This is a genomic window from Dyella sp. AD56 (assembly GCF_002878475.1).
Lineage (GTDB): Bacteria > Pseudomonadota > Gammaproteobacteria > Xanthomonadales > Rhodanobacteraceae > Dyella.
This window is the reverse complement of record NZ_NRDP01000013.1, coordinates 49,612-61,341: the sequence shown is the minus strand read 5'-3', so window position 1 is coordinate 61,341 and position 11,730 is coordinate 49,612. Positions and strand designations below refer to the sequence as shown.

General features: G+C 54.6%; 10 protein-coding genes. 9 read left to right on the top strand and 1 reads right to left on the bottom strand.

The window, feature by feature from the left end; genetic code table 11:
* On the top strand, positions 1-233 hold a 233-nt coding region (locus DyAD56_RS10850), incomplete at its 5' end, for an integrase core domain-containing protein (protein WP_146010482.1).
* A gap of 240 nt (positions 234-473) precedes the next feature.
* On the opposite strand, the gene DyAD56_RS10845 is transcribed toward DyAD56_RS10850, so the two are convergent.
* A complete protein-coding gene (locus DyAD56_RS10845) occupies positions 474-1,190 on the bottom strand; it encodes an autoinducer binding domain-containing protein (RefSeq protein WP_146010481.1) in 717 nt (238 codons plus the stop codon).
* Positions 1,191-1,265: 75 nt separating this feature from the next.
* Between DyAD56_RS10845 and DyAD56_RS10840 the strand changes: the two genes are divergently transcribed.
* The 8 genes from DyAD56_RS10840 (at position 1,266) to DyAD56_RS10805 (ending at position 11,705) form a co-directional block, all read left to right on the top strand.
* The gene (locus DyAD56_RS10840) at positions 1,266-1,670 is read left to right on the top strand and encodes a DUF4902 domain-containing protein (RefSeq protein WP_233202377.1); all 405 of its coding nucleotides are present in this window, start codon (positions 1,266-1,268) and stop codon (positions 1,668-1,670) included.
* Between the two features lie 463 nt (positions 1,671-2,133).
* Positions 2,134-2,751: an acyl-homoserine-lactone synthase gene (locus tag DyAD56_RS10835; protein WP_102302783.1), complete on the top strand. Its 618-nt coding sequence runs from the start codon at positions 2,134-2,136 to the stop codon at positions 2,749-2,751.
* Between the two features lie 612 nt (positions 2,752-3,363).
* Positions 3,364-6,057 carry a class III lanthionine synthetase LanKC gene (gene lanKC / locus DyAD56_RS10830; protein ID WP_102302782.1) on the top strand — a complete coding sequence of 898 codons (2,694 nt, stop codon included), beginning with the start codon at positions 3,364-3,366 and terminating at the stop codon, positions 6,055-6,057.
* Positions 6,058-6,067: 10 nt separating this feature from the next.
* Positions 6,068-6,997, top strand: a complete 930-nt coding sequence (locus DyAD56_RS10825) for a phytanoyl-CoA dioxygenase family protein (RefSeq protein ID WP_102302781.1) — start codon at positions 6,068-6,070, stop codon at positions 6,995-6,997.
* Between the two features lie 31 nt (positions 6,998-7,028).
* Positions 7,029-8,255 (top strand): HlyD family efflux transporter periplasmic adaptor subunit, encoded by a 1,227-nt coding sequence (locus DyAD56_RS10820; protein ID WP_102302780.1) that lies wholly within the window; start codon positions 7,029-7,031, stop codon positions 8,253-8,255.
* Between the two features lie 25 nt (positions 8,256-8,280).
* Positions 8,281-8,982, top strand: a complete 702-nt coding sequence (locus tag DyAD56_RS10815; RefSeq protein WP_102302779.1) for an ABC transporter ATP-binding protein — start codon at positions 8,281-8,283, stop codon at positions 8,980-8,982.
* A gap of 28 nt (positions 8,983-9,010) precedes the next feature.
* The gene (locus tag DyAD56_RS10810; protein ID WP_102302778.1) at positions 9,011-10,681 is read left to right on the top strand and encodes a glycosyltransferase family 4 protein; all 1,671 of its coding nucleotides are present in this window, start codon (positions 9,011-9,013) and stop codon (positions 10,679-10,681) included.
* 7 nt (positions 10,682-10,688) lie between these two features.
* The gene (locus DyAD56_RS10805) at positions 10,689-11,705 is read left to right on the top strand and encodes a glycosyltransferase (protein WP_102302777.1); all 1,017 of its coding nucleotides are present in this window, start codon (positions 10,689-10,691) and stop codon (positions 11,703-11,705) included.
* The last annotated feature ends 25 nt before the right edge of the window (positions 11,706-11,730 follow it).

Sequence of the window (11,730 nt, the reverse complement as noted above, 5' to 3'; positions counted from 1 at the left end):
ATGAGCGCGGCGTGCAACTGCGGTTGATCGAGCCTGGCAAGCCCAACCAGAACGCTTACATCGAATCGTTCAACGGGCGCTTGCGCGATGAATGCCTCAACGAGCACTGGTTTCCCAGCCTGCTTCACGCACGCACCGAGATCGAAACCTGGCGCCGGGAATACAACGAAGAACGACCCAAGAAGGCTTTGGGCGGGCTCACGCCCGCCGACTATGCGAAGCAGCTAAAGTGACACTGGGCTCTAATTCGTCCCGCTACTGAAAGCGGGGGGACGTCGAAAGCATGCGAGCTCCAGGGAGAGGGGGCTCCGCCGGCCACTGAAACGCTCCGTTCTCAGCTAAAGCAAGAGGATGCGATCAAGCGCGTTCTGGCGAACGATAGCGAGGTGTCCAAGGCTGAAGTCATCGACGACCGCCAGGCATTTGATCCCGCGTTTCGTTGTCCGTACATCGTTGACTAAATGGAATCCCGCTCAAAAGAGAAGGTCAAGCAGTGTGGCAGTACTTACAGCCTGGGTTTTATTGGCCACATTGAGTTTGACTAGACAATTTGAAACATGAAATGTGACTGCTCGCTCAGAAATGCCAAGGATGATGCCGATTTCCTGAGTTGTTTTGCCGGCAGAAGTCCAGCGCAAGACTTCGCGCTCACGCGGCGTGAGCTCGACATGAGCATGCGAGCCGAATCGTGCAGTGTTGGTTGCATTGAGCAGTCCAAGTGCGCTGTGAGCCAACCAAACCAACTTGCCTTCCGTGCTTTCTAATTCCCGTTCGGTCACTTTCTCTGATGATCTGGCGAGCGAGAGAACGGCTCGGGTGCCGTACTTGCCGTGAGTTGCTAATCCCCAGCCGTGCCGTATTTGATGGGAGCGGGCAGCTTCCCAGAATGACCGTTCTGTCTGAAAGACATCGTCGGACCAAACAATGGGAGAAGGGGCTGCTACGACGCGACGAATAAGAGTATCGATTGAAAGGTAGTTATTGGCGAAGTAGTGCTCTAGCCATGGTCTAGGGTATGTACTCGACCAAGTAGTGTTTGGCTTGCCGGACTCGAATGGCGTCTGCAATACATATGAGCAGTATTCAAAACCAAGTTCGCTCACGATGGAGCTCAATTCCCCAACAATATCTTCTACAGAGGCAGCAGATCGGTTGAGGCGATCTAAATAATTCTCGCGCCAGCTTGTCACGTACCCCCCCAATGCATAAAAGAACTTTCTTATGCAAACTTTGACAGCTTTCACTGTTAACGAGAGCTTGCTACGGTGGATACCGCTAAATACAGGGATCTAGCGATGTATCTCGTTTCGAACTCGGGACCCATTGAAGCATTCCCCCATCAGGATGGCTACCAGCGTCTGACCTTTCAAGACCTGCAACTCTTGAAATTCAAGGATCTAATGGCTTTTGAAGATCCAACTCTGTGTTCTCAACTTAACGCTGAAGGCATTGCGGCCTCGATCGCGGGTTTCTGTGAAAAACTGGCCTTGCATGGTGATGCACAGGTGAGCATTGGATGGGCGTGGTTTTGCATTAAGGACTGCAACAAATGGCTCGCACCTGGCGGAGTAAGCAGCAACATCATGCTTGTTGATGCGTCGGGTTATGACCTTGGGGTCAAGCCAACAAGCGATGTTCTTTCCGATTGGATATCCAGCCAAGCTTGGTAGCGACGAGCACCTCAACTCAAAAACATAGCATCTAAGGCCAGTTAGAAGCGTACTCGCTGCTTCGATCCAAGTAGAAGTAGAGCTCTCCCATCTAAGGGGGGGAACTCTATGTTCAGCGGCGTACCGCTCTTGAGTAGAGCAGCTTTGGTGATCCGATGCGTCCCGCTTGGAAGAGCGAATACACCGGTATGGAGGTGCCGAAGTAGCGGCCCCTGAACGGCGTTGAGGTGGAGTTGGTGTGTCCGAAGCAGATATGCGTCGACTTGGCGCTCGAACATCAGACCCCGAACGATGTTCTCTTGCAAGAACCTTTCAAGTTAACAAATATCATGGGCAACGAATTTCTACGTAGGTCAGCTCATGGGCTATCACGCAACCCTGCTGCCGTATACCTGTAAGAGTTTCCAGCTGCATCTTTTATCGCAAATTCATTGAACTGCTTTCACCAGGGAGGGTGAAGGCAATGTTCAAGACATTAGTCGGTATGGACTCTCTATCGGAGACAGAGACAGATGCGGCGCTTGCAGCGTATCGCTACGAAATCTTCGTCAAGGGCTTAGGTTGGAAATTACCTGACGCCAAAAATGGCATAGAGCGCGACCAGTTCGACCGCCCGGACACGCTTTACGTTGTTGCGAGTGACGAAAACGGAGCAATTTGCGGATGCGCGCGTCTCCTACCTACGACAAAGCCATACCTGCTCGCTGACGTATTTCCAGAATTGCTCTGTGGTGCTTTAGCTCCGCGTTCCTCTGATGTCTGGGAACTATCTCGATTCGCAACGAAGTCGATTAAATCCGACGAGCAAGTAACCCGAGGTGAAGCCAGGCGTAGGTTTCATGGGCTTCTGGCGCGTGTCGCCAGGGTTGCTATAGAAAACGGCGCACAGCGCCTCATTACCTTCACAGCTCTTGGCATCGAAAGAATACTTCGTGGAATGGGTCTCCATGTCCACCGCGCAGGCCCCCCGAGCATGATAGATGACGAACCAATTCTCGCCATGTGGATTGAGCTCGACTGCCAAACACTGATCGCCCTCGATGTAGAAGATTGTAGATCTCACTTCGGGGCATCCCACTGAATTGAGAACGTCAGTTTGTGGATCGCTAGGGCAGTGCGCGCGCGCCGATGATTTCGATCTTCGTGCCGATGCCTTGAGACAGATCTTGGTGTGGTCACCTGCAAAATGCGCTTCAAAGTCAGGCGCCGACAGGGTCTTTCGAATTTTCTAACCGGCGACAAGTTGAGACTTTAGAAAACTATAACTACAGGGATGTAGACACGTTGCCTCACAACTCACTCTGGAAGTTCACCTCGGGATGCGTGATTGTCCCCTTTCCATTAACGCTACAAACCATTTCCCAATCGTTTGGAGGTTATATGAATAAGATCCTCGCTCTGCAGAACGTTGAGTCCCAGACTGATCCGCTTGATGACGAGCTGTGCTGGTCGACCTGCAGTTCCTCGGGCTGTAATAGTTCATCGGTGTTCGTGCCGTCGAATCAGCAGTCCCCCTGCGCTCAGTAACGGCGTTCTCATCATTGAGAAAGTCGTTTCACCGGAGGAGGGATGCTTCTTCTTGATCCTGACTAAGCGCCGGTGACTGCAATATCGTCATCATGGCCGCTCTTGCTCAGGGCCATGATGACGTCTTCTGTTCCTCTTTTGAGGGACACCGAGAACCGAGACGTTCATGCCCACTATTCCAAAATTCGGCTATACCCTGAGTCACCCGGAATTCTATGAGTCTCTGGACTATCTGAGCGTCGACGACAGCGCTTACTTCCGTGGAGTGAGATCGGTCCTGCCGGAAGAGTGGCGGATTGTCCGCAATAGCATTTGGTACCACTGCATTTCACCGAGCCACACTTCACTTGACCAAGGATGGAAGATCCATGTGTCCGCAGTGACGCATAACGTGTCTGATACGCTAAATGCCACGTTGACCGTACTAATGAGGCACGGTTGCTCGTTCAAGTTTGCGGCTGACCCGAATATCCTCTTTCTTTTGACGAGCAAGCAGTGGGCGCGTGGCGGCTCAGGCAAGTTCATGACCATCTATCCCCGCAGTACGGAGCACTTTTACGAGCTCATAGAAGAATTGCACCAGGCAACTCAACATCTTGAAGGTCCCTATATCCTGTCTGACCAGCGATATAAGAACAGCAGATGTGTGTTCTATCGGTATGGCGGTATTTCTGGACTGTCTGAATTGCGAATCAAAGGTGATCGCTATTCTTATTTGTTGTCGCCATCAGGCGAAAAGGTTCCGGACCAGCGCCAAGCGTCTTATCACGTACCTGCTTGGGTCGAAGAGCCAGCCTTCGCAAATTCCGAGATGCGAAGCGATAGTGAGATCACGCTGAAAGACGGTCGTTACACGATCGAGTCCGCCTTGCGTCATACGAACACGGGAGGTATTTACCTTGCCCGCGACAGGGATACTGGCGATCGGGTTGTGATCAAGGAGGCGCGCCCGAAGACTAACGTGGATGTCGCGGGTACCGAATCGATCAATTTGCTACGTAAAGAATATCGATTGCTCCAGAAGCTCGCGCACGCGGAGATTGGCCCACGGCCCATCGATTTCTTCGAGGAATGGGAGCACTCGTTCCTCGTTGAGGAGTTCTTGGACGGAATGACGTTGCGTCATCATGCGGTCCTTCACAACGTAACGCGTACTGTGCGGCCGACAAAAGAGCATTTCAGCGAGTTCTATGCTGCGTTCAAACCAGTGTTCCTCGGTCTGAATGAGGTGGTCCGCCGCCTCGCCGAGAATGGCGTCGTTTTCCGCGACCTGTCACCAACCAACGTCCTAATCCTCAAGGATGGGCGAACGCGATTGGTTGATTTTGAAGCAGCTACCGAGGTTGGTGTTGATCGGCAGAGCAATTTGTTCACGCCGGGATTTGCGTCCGCCGATATCTTTGAAAGCGATACGCCGGACTACTCCAATGATCTCTTCTCAGTAGGCGCTCTCATGTTCGCCTACTTGATGCCCATTCACGCCGCGCTTGGCTTGGACGATACGATCCATGAGCGATTTATTCCGCTGATTGGAAAGGAGTACGGCCTTCCGGAGAGTCTCGTGTCCCTCATGCTGAGGCTTATGGACAAAGATCCCGCGCGTAGGCCGCTTGCACACGACGTAGCGGAGTTGCTCGAAAACCCATCGCCAGTCCGGGAGCCCGTATTCGACTCAGTGGACTACGTGAGCGAGGAAGAAGTCAAAGAATGTGTGGACGGTATCGTGCAATACGCTTTGCATCATGCCACGCCAGATCGCGGTGATCGGCTCTTTCCTTCGGATCCGATGGTTTTCGTGACCAACCCACTTAGCGTCGGTTACGGCGCCTGCGGAGTTGCGCTGGCTTTGAAGACTCTTACGGGAGAGGTGCCCACCTTCGTTCGCGATTGGTTGCTGCGTCATCCCGTGGCACCCGACCACTACCCACCAGGTCTGTTGGTGGGTATGTCGGGGATCGCCTGGACGCTACTGGAGCTCGGACATAATGAATCCGCGCAGACGATTCTGGCGGCGAGCCGCAGCCACCCCATCGCGCCGACCTTCGATCTCTCCTATGGCATGGCGGGCCAAGGTCTGACTTCACTCCGCTTCTACCTTGAAACGGGTCGGGCGGAAGACCTTGAGCATGCTGTAGCGTGTGGTGATCGCTTGCTTGAGGCGCGCTTACGACCGGGGGTGGATGTTGGACGCGCATGGATCGGGCCCGATGGAATACTCTTCGGGTTGGCGCGTGGTGCCAGTGGCGTTGCCCTCTTCCTCCTCTACCTTTATCTCGCAACAGGCGAGGAAAAGTACATCGAAGCGGGGCGTGAAGCTCTTGAGTTCGATCTCGCCACGGCCATCCCAATGGATGGTGGTTTGCTGTTCCCAAATCGCATTGGCGCTGAGCGAACAGTCGTGCCTTACCACGAATTTGGTAGCGCTGGCATCGGCGCCGTGCTGTTGCGGTACCACCGACTTACCGGTGACGAGCGATACCTGACCGCACTTCGAGGCATCAAGAACGCGACCATCCGCCGTTACGCAATCTTCCCACAGAAAGCTTTTGGTCTTGCTGGACTCGGAGATTTCCTTGTCGACATGGCTAACCATGGAATCGATGAAGCCGAGTGTCTGCAAGGCGCGCATCGCGTTGCGCGGGGCGTTCTGTTGTTCCAGTTGCAGCGCGGCGAAGAGGGAGTTGCCTTTCCTGGTGATGAGTTGTGGAAGATCAGTTGCGACTACCTCACGGGCAGTGCCGGAATTGGCCTATTCCTCAAGCGACTTCACAGTCGAGCAGCACCGGAGTTCTTTATCGACGAACTTTTCGAGGTCCGGGAAGGAGAGGTGCCATTCAATACGCTGACCACGGCAGCTTGAGGGGCTATCAATGCTTGATCTGGAAGCGTTCTCGTCTCAGCTCAATGTTAACGGCTTCTTTGTCTGGAAAGGGCTTCAGTCGCATAACCTTATAGACGAGCACGTCGCTTCCTACCGTGCTATCAACGAGCGGGAAGGCATCTCCGTAGGTGAGGACCTCAAGGCTCTACCCGAGGACCGGCAAAGCGAGATCAAACAAGCGCGCTACGCCTTCCACGAGAAACATCCAGTTGCTCGCGAGTTCTTCTTCTCACCAATGCTGCGTCGTTTCCTGGAACAGTACTTCGGAGAAGACGCCGTTCTGCGACAACCTGAAACCGGCCTCTTTCATCGCAATACGCCTCCACACAACGATAGCCTGGACCTACGTGTCTCTGTTCCCGGCACTGAGCTGCGCGTCTGGCATGCGCTTGAGGATGTACATCCTGATGCGGGTCCGATGTACGTTCTGCCTGGTAGCCATAACAGCGTCTCCATGTTGCTTGAAGAAGATGTTTGGCGAGAAAGACCTGAGCTGATCGCCTTGCTGCGATCACAGATGCACGAGACTACGGCACCCGATTTCTACGAAGCAACTCGGCCACTGTGGGCCTATGTTAAGCAACACAAATTCTGGGATGCTGTCAAGTCAATTCCACTAGAACCGTTGTTGCTGAGGAAAGGGGATACGGTGGTGTTTCGCTCTGACCTTGTTCACGGAACTTGTCAGTGCAACACGCCGGGTTTAACCCGCGCCTATGCAGTGAACTATTGGTCATCACGGGGCGCCGAATGGTATCAGTCGCGGTCTTACTGGGGCGCGCCGCACGACCATCGTCGCTCGGAGAACAAGATCCCAACTGAAGTTCGTGAAACATCGTCCGGCCTGGAGATTGCCTTCAAGGATATGCACGCTGCCTACATGGCCTCGTTCAAGCGTCCCGTGCTTCCCCGCACCTGAGCACGCAACTCAGAAATTCCAAAGAAGGCTTATGGACATCCCACGCACCAAGCAGCGCTCCAAAAAAAAGAAGTTATTGATTGCCGTGTTGGCCATAGTTGTTCTAGCCGTCATTGTTTATCTTGCCCGGCTGCCTTCCGCGCTACTTTCAATTGATCGCGATGCATTACTTGTGGGTACAGTGGAGCGTGGCGTGCTTAGCATTGAGATCAAAGCAAACGGCACCCTCGAGCCGGTTGATAGTCGGATCATCACCGCCCAGAGCTCCTGTGTCGTGGCTCAAATTCATGCGTATCCTGGAGCGGTGGTGCATCCCGACACCCTGATTGCTGAACTCGATAGTCCCGAGCTTGAGCAAGAGACGCAGAATGCGCTTTGGCAAATGCGCAGTGCCGAGGCGGACTATCAACTGCAGCGCCTCGATCAAAGGACCGCTGTCGAGACAGCCTTGGGTGCCAGACAAGAGGCAAAAGCCAAACTCGATGCCTATCTGCTTCTGAAAGAGAGAGGTCTGTACGGAGATAACAGCGTTGATTTGCTGCGTTTCCGGGTGGCTTTAGATCAAGCCGACGCGCAGTTGGCAGCCGCTAGATCCCGGCTGCGATTTTTTGAGGGGGATGGCAACACCACCGCGCCGCCAAAGGCCAAGTTGGAACAAGCGCGATCAATGTACGAGCTGAAGAAGGCGCAGCTCGCCGCACTGAAGGTGCGTGCAGGCATGGACGGAATTCTTCAGCAACTTCCGATTCAGGTGGGTGGACGCTGCGAGGTGGGTAGCACACTGGCCATCGTCGCAAAGCCGACGCCGCTAAAGGCCGTATTGAAAGTGGACCAAATTCTGGCGAAGGACGTCAGGGTCGGTCTTACGGCAGTTATCGACACGTACAATGGAAAGGTACTTGGCCGCGTCATTCGTACCGACCCTAGTATCCGAAACGGCACGATGACTGTCGACGTTGCCATTACAGACGAACTTCCGCACGGCGCACGTCCTGATCTATCGGTCGAAGGTACTGTGCTAGTGCAGCGAATTCCGGACGCGGTCTTCGTTGACAGGCCCAACTTGGCACAAGCCAACTCCGTTGCAAACCTATTCAAGATTACCGGAGACGGCCGCGAGGCGGTGCGTGTGCCGGTGCGTTATGGGCGCGGTTCCGAAACCCGCCTCGAAGTCCTCGACGGGTTGGCGCCTGGGCAGAAGGTTATTTTGAGTGACACCAGCGCCTGGAGTACCGCCAGTCGTGTCCGTCTGCGCTGATTCAACTTTCTCTGCAGGAACATCGATGACATCGCCACTGATCCAGGTCGAACATGTGTCTAAAGTTTTCCTCACGGATGAGGTGGAGACGCATGCGCTTTCCGACATATCGTTCAATATTCACCAAGGCGAGTTCGTCTGCATCGCGGGGCCATCTGGTTGCGGAAAGTCGACGCTGCTTTCCATTCTTGGTTTGCTGGACACGCCGACCAAAGGTAGCTACACGCTCAATGGTCGAACTATGACCGGTCTCTCGCCGGCCGAGCGTACCCGTGTTCGCGGCAGCCAGATCGGCTTTGTCTTTCAGAGCTTCAATCTGATCGCGGAGATGACCGTCAAGGAGAACGTGGAACTTCCGCTCCAGTATGCGAGGGTTACCGCAGCGGAACGTCATACGAGGGTGAACGAGGTGCTGGAGGCTGTTGGTATGGCACACCGCGCCAATCACTATCCGAGTCAGCTCTCGGGTGGCCAGCAGCAGCGAGTCGCCGTTGCCCGCGCGCTAGTTTCGCGCCCAGCTATTTTTTTGGCGGACGAGCCGACTGGAAATCTGGATTCCACCCATGGTCACGCAGTGATGGAGTTGTTGCAACGATTGCACGGTAATGGTTCTACGATTTGCATGGTCTCGCATGATGAGCGCTTCACGGAGCTCGGCGACCGCATTATTCGCCTTCGCGATGGTCAGCAGGTCGGCGCGTCAGTGCCGGATCTGAAGATCGCATGACCCAAGCAACGTCGCAGGAGAAGTTTCAATGAAGGGCTATTCTGGCGCGATCCTCCTTGACGGCGAGCTCCGAGATCGGGAAGCGCAGAAGTCGCAGCACAAAGGCATCTCCATCCAGGGTTTTGATGTCTTTCTTGAAGGATTCTCTCGCGCGCTCTTCTCCTTTAGTGAGCATGGCCCGATTGTTATTCCGCGAGAAGCTCTGCTTGAATCCCGCGGCTCAATGCCTGAATGGTTTCCGGATGTAAAGGAAAAGATCAGAGCGACAGCGGCGTCAGACATCCAAGCGCTATGCGCTTGGGAGAGGCTGTTAATGCTTTCTATGGGCCCGGAAATGCTGCAGTACGCATGGATGCGTGCCGAAGCGGGTCGCCCTGATTGGCCGATCACGGCGATTCTTCATTCGCCGCAGCCCATCCCTCGAATTCGGTACCTGTTTACTAATCGCCTGATGAGTACGCTAGGCCAGCAGGATGCACTTGTGTGCCCAAGCAATGCCGCGCGCAGTGTTATTGAGGCAACATTTGAGGCGGTCCCCATTTCGTTGCGCGCTACCGACAAATTGCCGATGCAACTGCCGGTTATTCCGATGGGCGTAGACATCGACGGGATGGCGAAACTGTCTCGCGAGGAAGCACGTCGCGCGCTCGATCTGCCGGAAAACGGTCCGATCTTGCTCTGGTTCGGGCGGCTGTCTCCTGCCGATAAGGGCGAGATGCTGCCTTTTTTGCGCACCATTGCCCCAGTGGTCGAGAGGTACCAGGCGCGCTTTGTAATGGCGGGCGACGACACTAGCCACCGGATGGCCGATACGTTACGAGATCTCGCGACGGAGCTCGGGTATGGCGATCGGTTCACCGTATTACCGGATGTAACTATGACGGAGAAGCGCCTACTTCTCCGCGCCGCAAACATATTTCTGGCGCTGAACGACTCAATGCACGCGGGATTCTCACTCACGATCGCTGAGGCAATGGCCAGCGGCCTTCCTATTATCGCAAGCGATTGGGCTGGTCACAGAGAGTGGATTAGGGAGGGCTACACGGGGCGACTAGTTCCAACCTATCTTTCAGATGATCCGTCGCACCGCGTGATCACACTTTATGCAGGCGCGCCACAGGAGAAGCTTTGGGAGCTGAGCACAATCGTTGACCTTCGCGTCCTTAAGGAGGCGCTGGAGTCGATGCTTAGCGCTCCTGACGACGCCGCCCGTATGGGGGAAGCAGCGTTGCGCTTTGCGCGCCAGACATTCGACTGGTCGGTGATCATGGGTAAGTACGATGAACTTTGGTATGAGCAGTTCGCACGCGCCTCCAGATCAAGCGCGCGCAAGGATCCATTTCCAACCGCGTCGTTTCCGAAATTCTTCGCCGAGTACCCCACGAGATTCATTCGTCCCACAGATGTTGTGACAATGGGTTCAGATGCCTTTGGCGACGAACTCGTTAGGGCGTTAGCGGACACAAGATATTTCCGGGTGGACGTGTTCCGTTACATCTTGCAGCAGTGTCGTGAACGACCGACGGGGGGAACGGTCGGTGCGATTGTTAAGTCCGTTTGTCACGCGACTGAGGGCCTCTTGCAGCCGGCCCAGGTGGAGCGGCATATCGCTCGCTTACTCAAGCATGGTTTGCTCGAAATGGACTCCCACGCTACGGCGCCCCTTGCGCCGTCGGACATCACAACTTCTGTAGATTGAGTCATTCATGAGCCGACTTAAGATCAGCTATTCCTTGACACGACGCGCTAGCCAGTCTCGTATCGCTTCGGCATACATAGACATCCTTGGGGCCGATCACGACGTCACCGGCTCGCAGGACACCGCAGATATCGTGATTGTCCATCACCCTCCAAGGAACTATGAAACGGTTTACGCATTGCACCCGGCGCTCAAAGATCGCTACGTAATATCATGCTGCGTGCCACACGCGGAGGATGTTCCTAGCCAGTGGCAGCGTAACCTGGAACGTGTGCAGGAAGTCTGGACACCCTCAGAGTTCTGCCGCAAGGCGTTGGAACGGTATCACTCGAACGTTGTGGTGATGCCGTACGTCGTTGAGCGCGACATGACCATCTCTGAGGAGGCACGCGCAGGCGTTGCACGCATGATTGGGTTTTCTCCGGATCTCGTATATTTCCTCGCGGTGGGTCCGTTGGATGAACCGCGAAAGAACATTCCGGAGCTCGTGCGAACCTTTACTCGGGTGAGCGCATCGATGCCAAACGCCAGGTTGATTGTCAAATCAAACTGGTACGACGTTCCTCGGTGGAATCAGCACCATCAGGTTATCTTCCTTCCACTACAGATGCCATTTGACTATGTATCAGCTCTCTACGAACTGAGCACGGTTTACGTATCCGCGCATCACGCCGAGGGATGGGGTTTGGCAATTTCCGATGCCATGCTCTTTGGGAAGCCGGTAATTGCGACGAACTATTCGGGCAACTGCGAATATATGACCGCTGAAAATGCGTTTCCGGTCCGATACACAGACGGCGAAGTCGCCAACATACCGGCGCCTGGCATCGCAGTTGAGCCAGGCATGCGTTGGGCTCAACCAGATTCAGAGCACCTCGCCGAGCTTCTTCTTCACCTGTACTCGTCGCACGGCGATGCCGGTGTAAAGAACAAAGTACGTTGCGCTTCCGAAGATCTTCGACGCTTCGACCGTCGCGCAGTCGCGGATATTGTGCGTGAGCGCATTCATGAGATCACGCAATGAGCATTCAACCTCTTAAGGAATGCCT